Raw genomic sequence first — 20,401 nt, 5'->3', positions numbered from 1 at the left:
TTAGTCAAAGATGGTGGCGCCGCACTCGGCGCTCGATACCGCGCGACGCATCACGCTGAACAGTTCACGGCCCCACCCCTCTTGTTCCAGGGTGAGGTCGATCTCGGCCTGGGTACGGCCGCTCAAATCGGTCAGGCAGTCGAGGCGGCCAGACTCGGCATCCACCCGCAGCAGGTCGCCATCGGCGAGCAGGCCGATGGCCCCGCCGTGCAGCGCTTCCGGGGTGACGTGGATGGCGGCCGGGATCTTGCCGGAGGCGCCGGAGAGGCGACCGTCGGTGACCAGGGCCACCTTGTGACCCGCCTTCTGCAGGTTGCCAAGCACCGGCATCAGCTTGTGCAGCTCCGGCATGCCGTTGGCGGCCGGGCCGTTGTGGCGCACCACGATGACGGCGTCCTGGTTCAACTCACCGGCCTTGTAGGCCGCCTCCACCGCATGCTGGGAAGAGAAGACCCGGGCCGGAGCTTCAATCACCCGATATTCGGGAGCCACGGCGGAAACCTTGACCACGGCGCGGCCCAGGTTGCCCGCCAGCAGCTTGGTGCCGCCGGTGGCCTGGAACTCGCTGCCAGAGGGGGAGAGCACGCTCGGATCCGCGCTCTCGCCCACCGGTTGCCACACCAGCTTGCCATCCACCAGTGCCGGACGGCTGAGGTAGTCCTGCATCTCGCCGAAGACCGGGGTGGCATCCATGTGGATCAGCCCCTCTTCGGCCAGACGACGCATCAGGCCGGGCACGCCCCCCGCCTGTTCGAAGGCGTTGACGTCCGCCGGGCCGTTCGGGTACATGCGCACCAGGAGCGGCACCACGTCGGAGAGATCGCTCAGGTCGTCCCAGGTCAGCTCCAGCCCGGCGGCGCGGGCCAGCGCCACCATGTGAATGCTGTGGTTGGTGCTGCCGCCGGAGGCGAGCAGGGCCACCAGGCCGTTGACCAGGGCGCGCTCGTCGATCACCGCACTCAGGGGGCGATAGGCCGGGGAGCCCGGGATCATGGCGCTGATGCGGCGGGCCGCTTCCTCGGTGAGGGCGTGGCGCAGCTCGCTGTGCGGATGCACGAAGGCGGAGCCCGGCAGCATCAGGCCCATGGCTTCGAACACCAGCTGGTTGGTGTTGGCGGTGCCGTAGAAGGTGCAGGTGCCCGCCGCGTGGTAGGCGCCGCACTCCATCTTGAGCAGGGCGTCACGGCCCACTTCACCGGCAGCGTACTGCTGGCGCACCTTTACCTTCTCGTCGTTGCTGATGCCGCTCGCCATGGGGCCGGCAGGCACGAAGGCGGTGGGCAGGTGGGCGTGGGAAAGCGCCCCCATGATCTGGCCCGGGGCAATCTTGTCGCAGATGCCGAGCAGCAGGGTGGCGTCGAAGGTGTTGTGGGAGAGGGAGACCGCGGTGGCCTGGGCGATGAGATCCCGGGAGAAGAGGGACATGTCCATCCCCGGCTGGCCCTGGGTCACGCCGTCGCACATGGCGGGCACGCCGCCGGCGACCTGGGCGCTGTGGCCGATCTCCGCCAGGGCGCCCTTGATGATGTCCGGGTAGCCCTGATAGGGCTGATGGGCACTCAGCATGTCGTTGTAGGCGGTGACGATGGCCACGTTGGCGCGGGTCATGTCGAGGATCCGCCCCTTCTCGTCACAGCTCGAGGCGGCCACGGCGTGGGCCAGGTTGCCGCAGGAGAGGGAGGCGCGGGTCTTGCCCTGATCGGCCTGGCGCTGGATGCGGGCCAGGAAGCGGGCACGGCGGGCGGTGCTGCGCTCGCGGATGCGGTTGGTCACCTGGGTGATCACGGGATGGGTCATAGCTTTCTCTCCAACTCTATATACGGGCGCGGTCGGCCGCAGCCGGGCGCGCGACATGGCTCATTGCGCCTGCGTCAGCGCGGTGACGGCACGGTCGACCACCTGTTCGAAGGTCCCGTCGATATCGATGCGAAACACGCCGGGCTCGCCATCCGGTCGCTCCAGGGTATCAAACTGGCTTTGTACCATGGCTTCGCGCATGAAGTGGCCCTGCCGTGCCCGCATCCGTTCGAGAATGAGGGACTGGCTGCCATCCAGAAACAGGAAACTCACCGAGTCGTTACCCTCGCGGATCTGGTCGCGGTACTGCTTCTTGAGGGCCGAGCAGACGATGACGCCGAGCTCGTTCTTGCGCTCCAGGCTGTAGGCCGCATCGCGGATCCGCTCCAGCCAGGGGGCCCTGTCTTCGTCGTTGAGCGGGTTGCCCGCCGCCATCTTCTGGATGTTCGCGCGAGGGTGCAGATCATCGCCGTCGATGAACTTGGCCCCCAGGGCATTGGCCACCTTGAGGCCGATGCTGGACTTGCCGCTGCCACACACACCCATCACGATAATGCACTTGCCCGCCATTATTTGACCTCTCTCTCACTTTTCAAAAAACGTTCGCCTGATGGGTTCTAAGCTACCACGTTACCGGTAACATGTTACCGGTAACGTTTCGCAATGTGAAGTGCAGCACAGAAATGTGCAGAACAACAACTAGAACCATTTGAGGACAATTTTATGGACGGAGCAATGAACACACCCGATGTCGCCTATCTGCTCTCGGTAGCGGGCGGAGCCATTGTCATGTTGCTGGTGCTGATCATGCGATTCAAGGTACATGCCTTCGTGGCATTGACCCTGGTCAGCATGCTGACGGCCCTGGCCACCGGGGTCACCTATGACCAGGTGATCCCCACCATGCTGACCGGTTTCGGCGGCACCCTGGCCTCGGTCGCGCTGCTGGTCGGCCTCGGCGCCATGATAGGCAGGATCCTGGAGATGACGGGGGGCGCCAAGGTACTGGCCGATACCCTGATCAACCGCTTCGGCTCCCACCGCGCCCCCTTCGCGCTGGGTGTGGCCTCCCTGCTGTTCGGCTTCCCGATCTTCTTCGACGCCGGCCTCATCGTCATGCTGCCCATCATCTTCAGCGTGGCGAAGCAGTTCGGCGGCTCCGTCCTCAAGTATGCCCTGCCCTCCGCCGGTGCCTTTGCGGTGATGCACGCCTTCCTGCCGCCCCACCCGGGCCCGGTGGCCGCCAGCGAGCTGCTGGGTGCCAACATCGGTCTGCTCACCATCGTGGGCCTGCTGGTCGCGCTGCCCACCTGGTATCTGGGTGCTTACCTGTTCGGGCTCTGGTCCGGCAAGAAGTTTGAGCTGCCCCTGCCCCCGAGCTTCACTGCCAGTGCCGAGCAGCTCTCCGACAAGGCGCCGAGCTTCGGCCAGGTGATCTCCATCCTGCTGCTGCCGCTGGTGCTCATCTTCATGGATACCGGCCTCAATACCCTGAGCGTCATGGGCGTCATCGACAAGGGTGCGGACTGGGTCAACGTGCTGCGCATGGTCGGCAAGACCCCGGTCGCCCTGCTCATCACTGTGCTGTACGCCCTCTGGATGTTCCGCCAGAGCCAGGGCAAGGTGCAGCTCGAGAAGTTCTGCAACGACGCCCTGGCCCCGGTCTGCGCCGTCATCCTGGTCACCGGTGCCGGCGGCATGTTCGGCGGCGTATTGCGGGCGAGCGGCATCGGCACCGCGCTGGCCGACGTGCTCTCCGATACCGGCATGCCGGTGATCCTCGCAGCCTTCCTGGTGTCCGCCGCGCTGCGGGTTGCCCAGGGTTCCGCCACCGTGGCCCTGACCACCACCGCCGCCCTGATGGCGCCGACCGTGGCCGCCACCACCGGCCTGAGCGAGCTGGACCTGACCTTCATCGTCATCGCCATCGCCGGGGGCGCCACCGTGCTCTCCCACTTCAATGACTCCGGCTTCTGGCTGGTCAGTCGCTTCCTCAACATGGACGAGAAGACCACCCTCAAGACCTGGACCGTGATGGAGACCCTGCTCGGCACCATCGCCTTCCTCATCGTGGCCACGGCCAGCGCCATCCTCTGACGGAAACACATCGGGGCCGCATCCGTCGGCTCCGATGTGATATTGCACCGACTTTTTACGGATTCTTGCTTGGGCCCATCGCCACAGATTGCTAGAATTGCCTATTCTTCGCCCCGAGTGGAACGCTTCATCCCGTGATTTCAGGCTTCTCTATGCATTCATCGGCACATTATCGACAGTTGCTGACCCGCTTACCCCAGATCGCGGTTGCCGCGGATCAGTTCCAGATACTCAGCAGCGCCAAAGACTTCAAGAGCCGGATCCTGTCGCTCATCGCCCATGCGACACAGCGCATCTATCTGATCGCGCTCTATCTGCAGGATGACGAGGCGGGACGGGAGATCCTCTCCGCCCTCTATGCCGCCAAGCAGCGCAATCCCTCTCTCGACATCAAGGTGTTCGTCGACTTCCACCGCGCCCAGCGCGGCCTGATCGGCAAGGGCAAGCAGGGGGGCAACCACCTGATGTACCAGGCCATGGCCGCCAGCCACCAACACCAGATCGAGATCTACGGCGTGCCGGTCAAGGGCCGCGAGCTGCTCGGGGTGCTGCACCTCAAGGGCTTCATCTTCGACGACACCCTGCTTTACTCCGGCGCCAGCCTCAACGACATCTACCTGCACCAGCAGGAGCGCTACCGCTTCGATCGCTATCACCAGATCCACAGCCCGGCACTGACCCGCAGCATGGTCAACTACGTGGATGACGTCTTCCTCGGCAGCGAGGCCGTCCAGCGGCTGGATCGCACCGGCATCCCCGGCGCCAAGCAGCTCAAGGGACCGATCCGCCGCTTCAAGCAGCGTCTGCGCCTCTGCCAGTACCGCTTCGAGAGCATCCAGCCCAACGATCGGGAGATCGCCGTGACCCCCATGGTGGGCCTAGGCAAGCGGGGCAACCAGCTCAACCGGATGATCCGCAACCTGGTGCGGGCCACCGAGCGGGAGATCTTCATCTGCACCCCCTACTTCAACCCCCCCAAGGAGTTGAACAAGGACGTGGAGGCACTGCTCAAACGCGGCTGCAAGGTGACCATCGTCGTGGGCGACAAGACCGCCAACGACTTCTTCATCCCCCCGGAGGAGAAGTTCTCCACCATCGGCGGTCTGCCCTATCTCTACGAGACCAACCTGCGCAAGTTTGCCGAGCGCAACCAGCACCACATCGACAACGGCCGGCTCAACCTGATGCTCTGGTGCTGCGAGAAGAACTCCTATCACCTCAAGGGGATCTTCGTGGATGAGGAGTGGGCCCTGCTCACCGGCAACAACCTCAATCCCCGAGCCTGGGCGCTGGATCTGGAGAACGGCCTGCTGGTACACGACCAGCACCATCACCTGCGCGAGCAGTTCAGTGCGGAGCGGGAGAACATCCTGGCCCACACCCGCCGCATCAGTCACTTCGACCAGATAGAGCAGATCAAGGATTACCCGGATCAGGTGCGCAAGCTGCTGGCCCGGATCCACAGGGTCAAGGCTCACCTCCTGCTCAAGCGCATCATCTGACCGCCAGGGCGCCCCGTCAGTGAAAAGGCCTGCCGTTTCCGGCAGGCCTTTTTCATGGATGACCCTCCCCCCACTCCCTTGCCCACCAGCCCGGAACGGCACAACGCGGCTTGCATCGAGGCCGCAACAACCCCTATCATCTGGACATATTTACAGTGTTTTCGGGCATCTAATTGATGAAATTGGATAAAATCTCTCTCGATAGCCTCAAGGGTGTCGGCAGCAAGATGCTGGAGAAACTCGAGCGGCTGGGGCTGGCCACGGTGCAGGATCTGCTGTTCCACCTCCCCCTGCGCTACGAGGACCGCACCCAGGTGTGGCCCATCGGCGATCTGCCGCCCGGCCTGCACGGTGCCGTCGAGGGCGAGATCCAGGACACCCAGCTGGTGATGGGGCGCCGCCGCATGCTGGTGTGCCGTATCAGCGACGGCACCGGCAGCCTGACCCTGCGCTTCTTCAATTTCACCGCTGCCCAGAAAAACAGCCTGGCCCAGGGCCGCCTTATCCGCTGCTTCGGCGAGACCCGTCCCGGCAAGTACGGCCTGGAGATGGCCCACCCCGAGTACAAGCTGCTCGGCGAGGAGCAGGCCGGCCAGACCGAAGAGGCCCTCACCCCCGTCTACCCCACCACAGAGGGGCTGCGCCAGCTCACCCTGCGCAGCCTCACGGATCAGGCCCTGGCCCAGCTCGACCTCTACGGGGTCGAGGAGCTGCTGCCTGCCGGCCTCTATCCCCAGCAGATCGATCTGGCCGCGGCCCTGAAGCTGCTGCACCGCCCGCCTCCCTCGGTGGCGCTGGCCCTGCTCGAGAGCGGCCAGCACCCGGCACAGCAGCGGCTGGTACTGGAAGAGCTGCTGGCCCACAACCTCTCGGTCTTGAAGGTACGCGCCCAGGCTCAGAACCAGCTCGCCCGCGCCCTCAAACCCGCACCCAAGCTGGTCGAACAGCTGCTCGGCGCCCTGCCGTTCACCCCCACCGGCGCCCAGAGCCGGGTGGTGGCGGAGATAGCCAGGGATCTGCAACAGAGCCACCCCATGATGCGGCTGGTGCAGGGGGACGTGGGCTCAGGTAAAACGCTGGTCGCGGCGCTGGCCGCCCTGCAGGCCATCGGCAACGGCTGCCAGGTGGGGCTGATGGCCCCGACCGAGCTGCTGGCCGAACAGCACGCCATCAACTTCGCCAGGTGGCTGGAGCCGCTCGGCATCAAGGTGGGCTGGCTGGCGGGCAAGCAGAAGGGCAAGGCGCGGGAAGAGGCGCTGGCCGCCATCGCGGACGGCAGTGTCAAGATGGTGGTGGGCACCCACGCCATCTTCCAGGAGCAGGTGGTATTCCAGCGCCTCGCCCTGGTCATCATCGATGAACAGCACAGGTTCGGGGTGCATCAGCGCCTCGCCCTGCGAGAAAAAGGAGAGCGGGAAGGGGTACATCCCCATCAGCTCATCATGACCGCCACCCCCATCCCCCGCACCCTGGCGATGACCGCCTATGCGGACCTCGACACCTCGGTCATCGACGAACTGCCGCCGGGCCGCACTCCCATTACCACGGTCGCCCTGCCGGACAGTCGCCGCCAGGATGTGATCGAGCGGGTGAGGCTCGCCTGCGAGGAGGGCAAGCAGGCCTACTGGGTCTGCACCCTGATCGAGGAGTCGGAGGTGCTGGAGTGCCAGGCCGCCGAAGACACCGCCGCCGAGCTGCAAACCCTGCTGCCCGGCCTGCACATCGGCCTGGTACACGGCCGGATGCGCCCCCTCGAGAAACAGCGGGTGATGGAGGAGTTCAAGGCGGGCATACTGCAACTGCTGGTCGCCACCACCGTCATCGAGGTGGGGGTGGATGTGCCCAATGCCAGCCTGATGATCATCGAAAACCCGGAGCGGCTGGGGCTGGCCCAGTTGCACCAGCTGCGCGGCCGGGTCGGGCGGGGGTCGGTGGCCTCCCACTGCGTGCTGCTCTATCATGCCCCCTTGTCCAAGACCGCCCAGAGCCGCCTCGGGGTACTGCGGGAGACCAATGACGGCTTTCTCATCGCCCAGCGAGATCTGGAACTGCGTGGCCCAGGCGAGCTGCTCGGTACCCGCCAGACCGGCCTGGCCGATCTCAAGATCGCCGATCTGGTGCGCGACCAGCCGCTCATCCCTCAGGTGCAGAAGATGGCGCGCTTCCTGATGGACAAACACCCGGCGCATGTCGAGCCCCTGATCCGCCGCTGGCTGGGCCTGCGAGACCACTACTCCAATGCTTGACCAAGGCAGATGCAGAAGAGGGTCACCTTGCCTGATGGACAAACACCCGGCTCATGTCGAGCCCCTGATCCGGCGCTGGCTGGGCCTGCGGGACCACTATTCCAATGCTTGACCAAGGCAGATGCAGAAGAGGGTCACCTTGCCTGATGGATAAACACCCGAGCCATGTCGAACCCTTGATACGATGCTGGCTCGGTCTACGGGATCACTACTCGAATGCCTGACCAAGCAACAGAAACAGGAGGAAAGCACTGATGAATTCCTGGCTCCGCGGCCTGCTCTACACCTTTGCCTTCCTGCTGCTCTTTGTCTGGGTCGGTCTCGGCCTGTTCGATGCCGAGCGCGCCAAAGGCCCCATCGCCAACTGGCTCAGCCAGCAGACCGGGGTGCCCGTCACCATAGGCCGGCTGGTGTTCAATCCGCTGCACCCCTACACCCTGCTGGCGGAACAGGTGCGCTATGGGGATGCGGTACAGCTGGAAAAACTCTATCTGGAGATCGAGCACATCGACTGGTTGAACCGGGATGTGCGCATCGCCCACCTGGACCTCATCCGTCCCGTCATCAAGCTGCCGCTCCCCAACCAGTTGCCAAGCCTGCCGGTTCACTCCCTCACCATCAGCGACAGCACCATCGACAACCTGAACCTGCAGAGCGAGGCCCTGACCCTGCGCGGCCTCAGTGCGTCCCTGAGTGACTGGGAACTGATCGACCCGAGACGCCAGCCCCAGGCCAACCTCACCCTGGGCATCAACCAGCTGGAGACCCCCATGTTCACCCTGGCCCGTCTCAGCCTCAAGGGGCGGCTGGAGGGGCAGGTGCTCAGCACCGACAGACTGACCACCAACCTGTTCGACGGCCTGCTCGAGACCGGCATGGTGCTGAACTGGCCAGAGCGCAGCCTGCAACTGCACGATCTCAAGGCCCGCGCCATGCGCCTCGAGCTTGGTGACATCCCCCCTGGCGAGTTCCCCCTGCGCCGCATCACCCTGGACAGGGGTCAGCTTGCCCAGGTGAGCATCAATGCCATCGATCAGGAGCTCTCCCTCAACAACTTCAACGGCCAGCTCACCGCCTTCGACTGGCAGGCGGGCAGCCAGCCCAGCGGCTATCTGGCGGGCACCCTGGGCGACATGGGCCGCGGCCTGTTCCAGCTTGAGGCCGTCGAGGGCAAGCTCGCCTTCTCCCCCCGGCAGCTGGATGCCGAGCTGCGGGGCAAGGCATACGAAGGGGAGTTCAGCGTCGAGCTGGCCCTCGACACCCAGCAGCAGAAGCTCACCCTGAAGGATCTGGCCCTGAGCGGCATGGATATCAGTTTGCCCCAGGGGTGGTGGCAGGATTGGCAGGGCTGGCGCCCGCAACAGATCGACATCCGCAAACTGGCCTTCGACAAGCTCAAGGTGCTCTCTTTCGACGACACCCTGCCCCTCTCCCTGACCGGCTGGCAACTCTACCTGAACGATCTCGCCCTGCGGGGCAACCAGCCAGGCCCCCTGCTGGGACGTGCCCGCATCGAGAGCAAGTGGTTCGAGCTGGTGTGGGACGGTCTCAGTGCCCGCAACGGCACCCTGGATGGCGAGCTGACCCCCAGCTCCTGGCAGCTCAACACCCTCGTCACCTCCCTGCCCGACGAGGGCTCCCTCAACCTGAGCGGCCAGTGGGGCAGGACGCCCGGGCAGGAGAGCCGCCTGCAGTTGCAGGGCAAGCAGCTGGATCTGGAGCAGTGGGGCAAGTTGCTGCACTCCCCCGTCTCCTTCGCGGGCAAGGTGGATCTGGCGGCAGATCTGCAGGCCGACCTCAACGGGCAGCCCGGCGAGCAGACGGCCAACTGGCGCCGGACCCTTCAGGGCAGCCTGAGCCTGGAGAGCAAGGATCCCTTCTGGGACAAGGTCGGCATCGACCCCCTGCTGGATGACTGGTTCAGGGAGCAGACCCCCCCCGATCTGACACCGCAGACGCTGTGGCAGGCGATGCAACGCGGAGACACCCCCTTCTATCAGATCAGGCTGGATGCCAGGGCGGAGCAGGGCAAGGTGCGGATCGAGCAAGGCGGCGCCTCCACCATCACCCACCTGCTGGCACTGCAAGGGGGTGTCGACCTGGCCGCAGACCAGTGGCAGCTCGACCTCGGGGTCCTGAACAAGGGGCGCTGCGCCGAGCTGCTCGCCCGCTGGCGCGGCCCCCTCAATGCGCCCGACCTGGGCTGGAGTGTCCCCACGGGACAGGACGCCTGTGGCTGGGAGGCGGGTGTGCGCTACCCCGCCCAGGGACGAAGCGGCCCGCTCTGGCGCCCACGGCCACCCGCCGCCCAATAACGAACAAGGCCTCGCGAAGAGGCCTTGTTGCTGTGAACATCAGGGATCAGCGTGCGCCGCGCTTGATGGGCAGCACCACGTACTGACCGACAAACTCCACCGCCAGCTTGCGGCCGCTGAACAGCTGCACCCGCAGGCTGAATTTGGCGGATTCTCCGCCCCTCAGCGGCTCGAGCACGGCGGGCATGCCCTCCCGGGCCACCCGCGCCTCCGGCTCTTCGCTCACCGGCCGGTAATACTTGATGTTGCCCTCGGCCAGCACGGTATCGCCTCCCAGCCCTGCCTCCTTGAGCTGCAACCAGATGAGACCCCAGCCCGCCAGCACGCACTGGCTGTAAATGCTGCCGGCGAACATGGTGTCGTGGACGTTCAGATTGGCCGCCAGGTTGGCCTTGAGGTGGAAGGTCTGGCCATCGTAGTGGGTGATGTGCACCCCCATCTTCTCGCTGATGGGAATGCCCCGCGACCAGCGGGTGGTGAGATCCTGGCACCACTCCGGACGGTACTGGATGGTCTGCATGGGACTCAGGGACTTGATCATCTGGCGGTGAGGGATGCGGCCGAAGGAGACGGGGCCTTCCCCTACCTCGAGGAAGCCGCAGCGGCGATAGAACTCCACCGCCTCCTGGCGGGCGTTCATCACCAGCCGTTTCACCTTCTCGTCGCGGGCAAGCTGCTCGAGATCCTCCACCATGCGGGCGCCCAGCCCCTGGCCGCGAAATTCGGGTCGCAGCGCCATAAAGCGGATCTGGGCTTCATCGCCGCCCACAAAGAGGCGACCCACGGCGATGGGCGTTCCGTCGGGTGAGAGCATCAGCCGGTGAATGGCGACGGTATCGTACTCGTCACGCTCGGAGCCAAGGGGCAGATTGAAGGGTTTGCGCAGTAGTTCCCAGCGCAACTGATAGTAAGCATCCAGCTCCGCTGGTGTTTCTGGGGTGACTACCCGGTACATAAAGCGATCCTTGAGTGTGCGCCGACTGGCAGATGGAAGGACTGACGCAACCATTTCTCCCGGCGCAGCCTGTAGTAGGTATCCAGCTCGGCTGCCGTTTGGGGGGGGACCACCCGGTACATAACAACATCCTTGAGTTACACTGGTCGAAAGCCATCTTGCCGTGCAAATTCATGGACTTCAATCTGCAAGCGTACCAAGCCGATCACTTATTGCACCTCAGCGCCAAACCCGAACGCCGCGTTTCGGTGCTTGAAAATGCCCGTCATCGCTGGCTGGAAATGGACGGCGTGGTGCAATCCGCCATGAGCCTCCACCAACCGGCCCGCCTCTGTCTGCCTCATCAACGGAGCATCGCGGAGCAGTTGCCAAAGCAGGCAAGCAGGATCCTGGAGCTGGGGCTGGGCGGAGGGGATCTCACCCGTCACCTGGCGGCACGCTGGCCCGATGCCCACCACGACTGCGTGGATCTGGATGCCGAGATCCTCACCCTGTTCCAGCAATTCTTTCTCCCCTCATCAGGGGGCTCGCCTCGGCTGCATCACGCCGATGCGCTGCACTTCCTGCACCAGAGCCAGGAGAGCTACGATCTGGTGCTGCTGGATTTGTTCAGCCAGGACGGCAACCCCCTGCTGCTCTTCCAGGCTCCGCTCTATCAGGCGCTGGCTAAACGCCTGAGCGGCACCCTCATCATCAATCTGCTGCCCCGCACCCGGCTCGAACAGGCACAGGCTCTGCGACTGGCAGAGGAGTGGATAGGCCCGACCCACGTCCACGACGTGCCCGGCTACCGCAACGTCATCCTGCACGCGACCCGTCAGCATGGCCAGGGCGGGCGAGCACCGGCAGGGTGAAGAACCTGCGAAGTGTGCAGGCATCGCGTCCTGCCCTCCGCTGAGTCCTGCCCTGCCTGCCACCCTTATACCTGCAGCCAGAAGGTGACGGGGCCATCGTTGAGCAGCCTGACCTTCATGTCGGCGGCGAAGCGGCCGGTTTCGGTCGGCACGCCGCTCTCCCTGGCGCGAGCCACGAAGTACTCATAGAGTCGCTCTGCATCTGCGGGATGGGCGCCACCGGAGAAGCTGGGTCTCATCCCCTTGCCGGTATCCGCCGCCAGGGTGAACTGGGAGACCACCAGCAGGCTGCCACCCACCTGGCTCACGTTGAGGTTCATCTTGCCGTTCTCGTCCGAGAAGATGCGATAACCGCTCACCTTGTGCAGCAGCTTGTCCGCCTTGGCCTCGTCATCCCCCTGCTCCACCCCGAGCAGCACCAGCAACCCCTGGCCGATGGCCCCGGTCACCTCTCCCTCTACCGTTACGCTGGCCTCGCTGACCCGCTGAATCAGTGCAATCACATCCCTCTCCTCTCAAAACAGCACGACCGCCCATCCTGCGGGATGAGCGGTCGTCGATGCTACCAATAAATGCCCTGCCCGGGCCAACGCCTTTGTGGCGGGATCCGGTGTGATGGCCGGCCGGCGTCAGGCCAGCTCCTCTGCACCGGGCTTCTCGTACTCCCCGAGGCAGGCGGTGGTCTCGGCCCCCAGCAACACCACCAGCCAGCTCAGATACACCCAGACGAACAGGATGGGAATGGTCGCCAGGGCGCCATAGATGGCCTGGTAGGAGGGGAAGTTGGTGATATAGATGGCAAAGCCGCGCTTGGCCAGCTCGAACAGGGTGGCCGCCACCAGGGCTCCGATGAAGGCGTGGGTCAGCCGCACGCGGCAGTTGGGCACCACGGTATAGATCAGCAGGAAGGTGAGCACGGAGAAGAGGAACGGCAGGCTGCGCAGCAGCAGATAGCCGATACCGAACAGGCTGTCAGCCGCGAACAACCTGAGCGAGAGAATGTAGGAGGAGATGGCGATGCTGGCACCGATGAGCACGGGGCCCAGGGTCAGGATCATCCAGTACATGGCGAATGCCTGGGCCAAGGGCCGGCTTCGGGTGGACCGCCAGATGTAGTTGAGATTCTTGTCGATGGCCGAGATGAGCATCAGGGCCACCACGATCAGGGCACCGATACCGACGGCCGTGGTGTTGGTGGCGTTGGCCACGAAGCCGTCGATGTACTCCTTGAGCATCTCGCCGGCGGTGGGGACGAAGTTGTGATAGACGAACTGCTCCATCGCCTGCTTCAGGCTCTGGAACACCGGAAAGGCCGACATCATGCCGAACACCACGGCGATCATGGGCACCAGGGAGAGCAGGGTGACATAGGCCAGGTAACCGGCGGTCACCGTCAATCTGTCCTGCTGGAAGCGGCCCCAGACAAACTGGGCGAAGTGGGCACCATCGTGGCGCAAGAAGGAGAGTGCATGGGCCAGACGGCCGCGGATCTGCTGCTGCATCTTGTTTCTCGTAAGCGTGATCATGCAGACATTGTGTCAGATAGGGTGGTCATTTGGCCACCCGCAGACCGGCCGGATGCGCCTCCATCGAGCTCAGGCACCATGCGCCCTCATGTCGAGCCCATAAAAAAAGAGGCCTTAAGGCCTCTCTTTGGTCTGTCGATGAACAGCTATCGATCAAGCACGACCGGCGCGCTTGCGATCCAGTTCGGTCAGCAGCTTTTTACGGATACGGATGGCCTTGGGGGTGATCTCCACCAGCTCATCGTTGTCGATGAACTCGAGAGCCTGCTCCAGGGTCATGCGGATCGGCGGAGTCAGCACCTGGGCTTCGTCGGTACCGGAGGCACGCATGTTGGTCAGCTGCTTGCCTTTCAGGCAGTTGACGGTCAGGTCGTTGGAACGGGAGTGGATCCCGATCACCTGGCCTTCGTACACTTCGGTCGCGTGACCGATGAACAGACGACCACGATCTTGCAGACCGAACAGGGCGAAGGTCAGGGCCTTGCCGGTGGCGTTGGAGATCAGCACGCCGTTCTGACGCTCACCGATGCTGCCACCCTTGTGCGGACCGTAGTGGTCGAAGGTGTGGTACAGCAGACCGGTACCAGAGGTCATGGTCAGGAACTCGGTCTGGAAGCCGATCAGGCCACGGCTCGGGATGATGAAGTCCAGACGGACGCGACCCTTGCCATCCGGGGTCATGTTGGTCATCTCGCCTTTACGCAGGCCGAGCTGCTCCATCACGGAACCCTGATGCGCTTCTTCCACGTCCACAGTGACGGTTTCGAACGGTTCTTGCAGTTCGCCATCCACGGTACGCAGGATAACTTCCGGACGGGACACCGCCAGTTCGTAACCTTCGCGACGCATGTTTTCGATCAGGATGGAGAGGTGCAGTTCACCACGGCCGGAGACGCGGAACTTGTCCGGATCTTCGGTCTCTTCCACGCGCAGGGCCACGTTGTGGACCAGTTCCTGGTTCAGACGCTCCAGAATGTTGCGGGAGGTGACGAACTTGCCTTCTTTACCGGCGAACGGCGAGGTGTTGACCTGGAAGGTCATGTTCACGGTCGGCTCGTCCACGGAGAGCGGCGGCAGGGCTTCGACGGCACTGTTGTCACAGATGGTGTCGGAGATCTTCAGCTCGCCCAGACCGGTGATGGCGATGATGTCGCCCGCTTGCGCGTCGGTCACTTCGGTACGGGACAGGCCCAGGTAGCCCAGCACCTGACCGACCTTGCCGGTACGCGGTTTGCCGTTGGCACCGACGATGGTGACCTGCTGGTTGGTCTTGACGCGACCACGAGTGATGCGGCCGATACCGATGACGCCCACGTAGGAGTTGTAGTCCAGCTGGGAGATCTGCATCTGGAAGGCACCGTCAACGTCGCCCTTCGGGGCTTCCACGTTGTCGACGATGGCCTGGAACAGGGGTTCCATGTTCTCGGACGGGACGTCCTGATCCAGGGTGGCCCAACCGTTCAGTGCAGAGGCGTAAACAACCTTGAAGTCCAGTTGCTCATCGGTGGCACCCAGGTTGTCGAACAGATCGAAGACCTGATCCATTACCCAGTCAGGACGAGCACCCGGACGGTCGATCTTGTTGATGACCACGATGGGCTTCAGACCCTGGGCGAACGCCTTCTGGGTCACGAAACGAGTCTGCGGCATCGGGCCGTCAACGGCGTCGACCAGCAGCAGCACGGAGTCAACCATGGAGAGCACGCGCTCAACTTCACCACCGAAGTCGGCGTGACCCGGGGTATCCACGATGTTGATGCGATAGTCGTTCCAGCGGATCGCAGTGTTCTTGGCGAGAATGGTGATGCCACGTTCCCGTTCCAGATCATTGGAGTCCATGATCCGTTCCTGACCTTCGCTGGTGCGATCCAGAGTGCCGGATTGCTGCAGCAGCTTATCAACCAGAGTCGTTTTGCCGTGGTCAACGTGCGCAATAATCGCAATATTGCGTAAATTCTCTAACATTCTCGCCTCAAATCACCGGGTAAAATTGGGCGCTAATTGTACTCTCGCCTTTGTGATCTGCCTAGCAGAATTGCAACACATTCACACACAACAAAGGATCAGGATCATGGACCCCGCGGCAAAAGGCTGCTTAGATGGCCTGGATACGCTGGCGCACCATCTCGGTGCACCAAAACGATCCAAGGTTGCACCACTTTAATGCAGCAACCGGCATGAGAACGGGTTTCTCGACAGCCTGAAACGGTGCAAGTGCCCTGAAATCAAGCTGTCACAAACTTGGCACGATACTGGCTTATGTGAATGTGACGACGCATTCACCCAAAGAGTTTTAACACCGGAGGTTACTTAGCATGTCAGCCCAGAACGTTTTGGCCCTGATCCAGGAACACGAAGTCAAGTTTGTTGATCTGCGTTTTACCGACACCAAGGGTAAAGAGCAGCACGTATCCATCCCTTCCCACCAGGTTGACGAAGACTTCTTCGAAGACGGCAAGATGTTCGATGGTTCCTCCATCGGCGGCTGGAAGGGCATCAACGAGTCTGACATGGTGCTGATGCCGGACCCGGCTTCCGCCAAACTGGACCCGTTCACCGAAGAGACCACTCTGAACATCGTCTGTGACGTGCTTGAACCCGCCACCATGCAAGGCTATGACCGCGATCCGCGCTCCATCGCCAAGCGTGCCGAAGATTTCCTGAAGTCCAGCGGCATCGCTGACACCGTGCTGTTCGGGCCGGAGCCGGAATTCTTCATGTTCGACAACATCACCTTCTCCAACACCATGGGCCACAGCTTCGTGAAGATCGAATCCGAAGAAGCTGCCTGGAACTCCGGTACCGACTACGAGCACGGCAACAAGGGTCACCGTCCGTTCGTCAAGGGTGGTTACTTCCCGGTTGCCCCGGTTGACTCCTCCCAGGACATCCGTGCCGCCATGTGCCTGGTGCTGGAAGAGATGGGCCAGGTCGTCGAAGCTCACCACCACGAAGTGGCGACCGCCGGTCAGAACGAGATCGCAACCCGCTTCAACACCCTCACCCTGAAGGCTGACGAAGTACAGGTCCTGAAGTACGTGATCCACAACGTGGCCCACGCCTACAACAAGACCGTCACCTTCATGCCGAAACCCATGTTCGGTGACAACGGCTCCGGCATGCACTGCCACCAGTCCCTGGCCAAAGACGGCGTCAACCTGTTCGCAGGCGACCTGTACGGTGGTCTGTCCGAGATGGCACTGCACTACATCGGCGGCATCATCAAGCACGCCAAGGCCATCAACGCCTTCGCCAACCCGACCACCAACTCCTACAAGCGTCTGGTGCCGGGCTATGAAGCACCGGTCATGCTGGCCTACTCCGCCCGCAACCGTTCTGCCTCCATCCGTATCCCGGTCGTGCCGAGCCCGAAAGCCCGCCGCATCGAAGTACGCTTCCCGGATCCGGCTGCCAACCCGTACCTGGCCTTCGCTGCCCAGCTGATGGCCGGTCTGGACGGCATCATCAACAAGATCCATCCGGGCGATGCCATGGACAAGAACCTGTACGATCTGCCGCCGGAAGAAGCCGCTGAAGTGCCGACCGTTGCCGGTTCCCTGGACGAAGCGCTGTCCGCACTGGATGCAGACCGTGAGTTCCTGACCCGTGGTGGTGTGTTCAGCGATGACTTCATCAACTCCTACCTGGAACTGAAACAGCAGGATGTTGACCGCGTGCGCATGACTCCGCACCCGCTGGAGTTCGAGCTGTACTACTCCGTCTAATCCGCTTTCCCATGATAAACCCGCCATCTGGCGGGTTTTTTTCATTCTGGCAACGGAAATACCGCCGAACGGGCACGATCATGCAGAAAGATGCTCCCGTTCACGGAGCCGTACCACTCTCGGCTGTTCACACCCCGACCCCGTGGTTTTTCTCTGATAGGATTAAGGTGAACCCCGTCAAGGAGAGATGGATGAACACTGTAGCCTGGCTGCTGAGCCTCCTGCTGATGGCCTCCTGTTCCGCACAGGCCGCCCGCGTCTACTCCTGGGTCGATCCCCAGGGGGTGACCCACTACACCGATGCCCCCCCTCCCGGCAAGAGCGCAAAAGAGGTGGACCTGCGGGTCTCGCCGCTCATCGGCACCGCCCCCCACTCGGTCCAGGTGGACAACTTCAACAGCCTGACCGGTGTCGATGCCAGGAAAGCCCTGGAAGCGGCTCCCCTGGAGATCGACCTCATCTCTCCGGAACCGGGCAGCACATTGCGCGACAATACCGGCAACATCGTCTTCCAGGGCGAGATCTCTCCCCAGGTCCCGGTGCAATACGATGTGCGCCTGATCCTGAACGGCAAGGCGGTGCCCCTGGTTCACAACAGCCTGGCCATACGGGTGGAAAACCTCGATAGGGGCGCTTACGAGGCACGGCTCGAGTTGCTCGCCAAAGACGGTACGATCCTTGCTAAATCTAAGCCAACCACCTTTTACCTGCACAGGGCGTCGGTGAATCAGGCTCCCAGAGCTGCCCCCAAGGCCAATTAGGGGTGATGTGACGCACCGATGCGGGTAAACTTGATGCACTATATTGGTGCATTCTAGGTGTACAGCACCGTTTTAGGGAGAAACCTGTGCCAACCCGCTCGGACAACGCCAAGACACTCTTGGACAATCTGCTGACCGCCGTCATTCTCATGGATGAACGTCTCTGCATTCAATTCGTCAACCCGGCGGCAGAGCAGCTGCTTTCCCTCAGCGAACGACGACTGATCGGCATCGAACTGCCCCACCTGCTGGAGCACATCTCTCTCGATCTGCAGCGTTTCAAACAGTGCCTCATTTCGGGGCAGGGCTTCACCGACAGCGAAGTCACCCTGGTGGTGGAGGGGGAGCCCAGGCTGGTAGAGATCAGCGTCAGCCCCATGGCCGATCATGAACAGCGACTGATGGTGGTAGAACTGCGCAAGATCGATCAGCAGAAGAAGATCAGCCAGGAGCTGCAGCAACACGCCCAGCAGCAGGCCGCCAAGGAGCTGGTGCGCGGCCTGGCGCACGAGATCAAGAACCCCCTGGGGGGATTGCGCGGCGCGGCCCAACTGCTGCAAAAGGAGTTGCCCGACCCGGCCTTGCGTGAATACACCGGCATCATCATCGAGCAGGCCGATCGCCTGCGGGTGCTGGTCGACAGGTTGCTCGGTCCCCAGCGTCCCGGCCGTCACCAGATGCACAACGTTCACTCCGTGCTGGAGCAGGTGCGCCGTCTGGTGGACCTGGAGCTGCCGCCGCAGATCCGCATCGAACGGGACTACGACCCCAGCATCCCCGAATTCGAGATGGAATCGGACCAGCTGCAACAGGCGTTCCTGAACATAGTGCGCAACGCCGCCGAGGCCCTTGGGGATCAGGACGGCCTCATCCGCATCAAGACGCGCACCGCCTTCCAGATCACCATCCATGGCCAGCGCTATCGCCTGGCGGCCGAAATCAAGATCATCGACAACGGCCCCGGCATTCCCGACGCCATCCGCGACACCCTCTTCTACCCCATGATCACCGGCAAGGAAGGGGGAACGGGCCTGGGCCTCTCCATCGCCCAGAACCTGATCGATCAGCACAAGGGGCGCATCGACTGCATCAGCTGGCCGGGCCACACCGAATTCACCATTTATCTACCACTTCGCAAGTAAGGGAACCTCATGACAGCAAAAGTGTGGATCGTCGATGACGACAGCTCCATCCGGTGGGTTCTGGAGCGCACCCTTGGCAGCGAAGGCTTCGAATGCGAAAGTTTCGCCGACGGCGAAGCCCTGCTGAGTTCACTGGAGATGCGCTCACCGGACGTGATCCTCTCGGATATCCGCATGCCGGGCATCGACGGCCTGAGCCTGCTGGAGCAGATCCATCGCCGCCAGGCGGATCTGCCCATCATCATCATGACGGCCCACTCGGACCTCGACAGCGCGGTCAACGCCTACCAGCGCGGTGCCTTCGAATACCTGCCCAAGCCGTTCGACATCGACGAGGCGGTCACCCTGGTACGCCGGGCCGAGAACCACCTCAAGGAGCAACGTACCAAGCGCAAGGCTCGCCAGCAGGAAGCCACCACCACCCCGGAGATCATCGGCGAAGCCCCTGCCATGCAGGAGGTGTTCCGCGCCATCGGCCGGCTGTCGCGCTCCAGCATCTCGGTGCTCATCAACGGCCAGAGCGGTACCGGCAAGGAGCTGGTTGCCCATGCCCTGCACAAGCACAGCCCCCGGGCCCACAAGAACTTCATCGCCCTCAACATGGCGGCCATCCCGAAAGATCTCATCGAATCCGAGCTGTTCGGTCATGAGAAGGGAGCCTTCACCGGCGCCAACAACATTCGTCACGGCCGATTCGAACAGGCCGATGGCGGCACCCTGTTTCTCGACGAAATAGGCGACATGCCGCTGGACGTGCAGACCCGGTTGCTGCGGGTACTGGCGGACGGGCAGTTCTACCGGGTTGGCGGCCACCAACCGGTGCAGGTGGATGTGCGGATCATTGCCGCCACCCACCAGAATCTGGAGAAGCGGGTCGCCGACGGCGAGTTTCGGGAAGACCTGTTCCACCGCCTCAACGTCATCCGCATCCATATTCCGGCCCTCAAGGAGCGCCGGGAGGACATCCCCCAGCTGGCCCAGCACTTCCTGCTGCGAGCCGCCAAGGAGCTGAACGTGGAGGCCAAGAGCCTGCACCCGGATACCCAGGCCTACATCAGCCACCTGCCCTGGCCGGGCAACGTGCGCCAGCTGGAGAACGTCTGCCGCTGGCTGACGGTGATGGCCTCGGGCCAGGAGGTGCTGGTAGGCGATCTGCCCACCGAGCTGCTGACTCCCATCACCAGCACCGCCGAGCCGGGCCAGCCCGCCCTGACCGGTGGCTGGCAGCAGCAGTTGCAGGACTGGGTGGCCGCCAAGCTGGCCCTGGGGGAGACCGATATCCTGGCGGATGCCATGCCCCAGTTCGAACGGATCATGCTGGAGACGGCACTGGATCACACCCACGGTCACAAGCAGGAGGCTGCCCGCCTGCTCGGCTGGGGCCGCAATACCCTGACTCGCAAGCTCAAGGAGCTCGACATTCCCTGAGCCTGCGGGAAAAACGATTCCCATCACGCCTTGAGGGAAAGCCTGACCAATCA

Annotated in this window: 15 protein-coding genes; 9 read left to right on the top strand and 6 right to left on the bottom strand. The window is 63.2% G+C overall.

The features are described from left to right. Both edd and H7R73_RS00760 read right to left on the bottom strand, forming a co-directional pair. Complete coding sequence (gene edd, locus H7R73_RS00765; protein ID WP_182951446.1) at positions 1–1,797, bottom strand: phosphogluconate dehydratase; 1,797 nt, start codon at positions 1,795–1,797, stop codon at positions 1–3. A gap of 60 nt (positions 1,798–1,857) precedes the next feature. Beyond that, complete coding sequence (locus tag H7R73_RS00760) at positions 1,858–2,367, bottom strand: gluconokinase (RefSeq protein ID WP_039039504.1); 510 nt, start codon at positions 2,365–2,367, stop codon at positions 1,858–1,860. Between the two features lie 165 nt (positions 2,368–2,532). On the opposite strand from H7R73_RS00760, the gene H7R73_RS00755 reads away from it, so the two are divergent. The 4 genes from H7R73_RS00755 to H7R73_RS00740 all read left to right on the top strand — a co-directional run bounded on the left by H7R73_RS00755 (position 2,533) and on the right by H7R73_RS00740 (position 9,957). Next, positions 2,533–3,894 carry a GntP family permease gene (locus H7R73_RS00755; protein WP_223918078.1) on the top strand — a complete coding sequence of 454 codons (1,362 nt, stop codon included), beginning with the start codon at positions 2,533–2,535 and terminating at the stop codon, positions 3,892–3,894. A 152-nt stretch (positions 3,895–4,046) separates the two neighbouring features. Beyond that, a complete protein-coding gene (pssA, locus tag H7R73_RS00750; protein WP_041212167.1) occupies positions 4,047–5,396 on the top strand; it encodes a CDP-diacylglycerol--serine O-phosphatidyltransferase in 1,350 nt (449 codons plus the stop codon). Between the two features lie 176 nt (positions 5,397–5,572). After that, on the top strand, positions 5,573–7,642 hold the full coding sequence (recG, locus tag H7R73_RS00745; protein WP_182951445.1) for an ATP-dependent DNA helicase RecG: 2,070 nt from the start codon (positions 5,573–5,575) through the stop codon (positions 7,640–7,642). A 254-nt stretch (positions 7,643–7,896) separates the two neighbouring features. After that, entirely contained in the window at positions 7,897–9,957 is a 2,061-nt protein-coding gene (locus tag H7R73_RS00740; RefSeq protein ID WP_103259332.1) for an AsmA-like C-terminal region-containing protein, read from the top strand. A gap of 46 nt (positions 9,958–10,003) precedes the next feature. Here the strand turns inward: H7R73_RS00740 and H7R73_RS00735 are convergent, their stop codons facing one another. Beyond that, positions 10,004–10,912 (bottom strand): bifunctional GNAT family N-acetyltransferase/hotdog fold thioesterase, encoded by a 909-nt coding sequence (locus H7R73_RS00735; protein ID WP_010672532.1) that lies wholly within the window; start codon positions 10,910–10,912, stop codon positions 10,004–10,006. Between the two features lie 173 nt (positions 10,913–11,085). Here H7R73_RS00735 and H7R73_RS00730 point away from each other — a divergent pair, with 173 nt between their 5' ends. After that, positions 11,086–11,766 carry a methyltransferase domain-containing protein gene (locus tag H7R73_RS00730; RefSeq protein ID WP_103259330.1) on the top strand — a complete coding sequence of 227 codons (681 nt, stop codon included), beginning with the start codon at positions 11,086–11,088 and terminating at the stop codon, positions 11,764–11,766. 65 nt (positions 11,767–11,831) lie between these two features. On the opposite strand, the gene dtd is transcribed toward H7R73_RS00730, so the two are convergent. From dtd to typA, 3 genes are all read right to left on the bottom strand, one after another. Continuing rightward, positions 11,832–12,269 (bottom strand): D-aminoacyl-tRNA deacylase, encoded by a 438-nt coding sequence (dtd, locus tag H7R73_RS00725; RefSeq protein WP_039039510.1) that lies wholly within the window; start codon positions 12,267–12,269, stop codon positions 11,832–11,834. A 126-nt stretch (positions 12,270–12,395) separates the two neighbouring features. Next, positions 12,396–13,268, bottom strand: coding sequence for a virulence factor BrkB family protein (locus tag H7R73_RS00720; protein WP_039039511.1), 873 nt, complete (start codon positions 13,266–13,268; stop codon positions 12,396–12,398). A gap of 177 nt (positions 13,269–13,445) precedes the next feature. After that, positions 13,446–15,257, bottom strand: coding sequence for a translational GTPase TypA (typA, locus tag H7R73_RS00715; RefSeq protein WP_039039512.1), 1,812 nt, complete (start codon positions 15,255–15,257; stop codon positions 13,446–13,448). Between the two features lie 350 nt (positions 15,258–15,607). On the opposite strand from typA, the gene glnA reads away from it, so the two are divergent. From glnA to glnG, 4 genes are all read left to right on the top strand, one after another. Continuing rightward, complete coding sequence (gene glnA, locus H7R73_RS00710; RefSeq protein ID WP_010672526.1) at positions 15,608–17,017, top strand: glutamate--ammonia ligase; 1,410 nt, start codon at positions 15,608–15,610, stop codon at positions 17,015–17,017. A gap of 191 nt (positions 17,018–17,208) precedes the next feature. Then, complete coding sequence (locus H7R73_RS00705) at positions 17,209–17,778, top strand: DUF4124 domain-containing protein (protein WP_182951444.1); 570 nt, start codon at positions 17,209–17,211, stop codon at positions 17,776–17,778. Positions 17,779–17,864: 86 nt separating this feature from the next. Then, positions 17,865–18,920, top strand: a complete 1,056-nt coding sequence (glnL, locus tag H7R73_RS00700; protein WP_010672524.1) for a nitrogen regulation protein NR(II) — start codon at positions 17,865–17,867, stop codon at positions 18,918–18,920. A 9-nt stretch (positions 18,921–18,929) separates the two neighbouring features. After that, the gene (glnG, locus tag H7R73_RS00695) at positions 18,930–20,348 is read left to right on the top strand and encodes a nitrogen regulation protein NR(I) (RefSeq protein WP_103259328.1); all 1,419 of its coding nucleotides are present in this window, start codon (positions 18,930–18,932) and stop codon (positions 20,346–20,348) included. Positions 20,349–20,401: the final 53 nt, after the last annotated feature.

This window comes from Aeromonas sp. WP2-W18-CRE-05, from assembly GCF_014168615.1.
GTDB lineage: Bacteria > Pseudomonadota > Gammaproteobacteria > Enterobacterales > Aeromonadaceae > Aeromonas > Aeromonas caviae.
The sequence above is the reverse complement of the archived record's forward strand: the minus strand, read 5'-3'. Positions and strand labels throughout refer to the sequence as shown.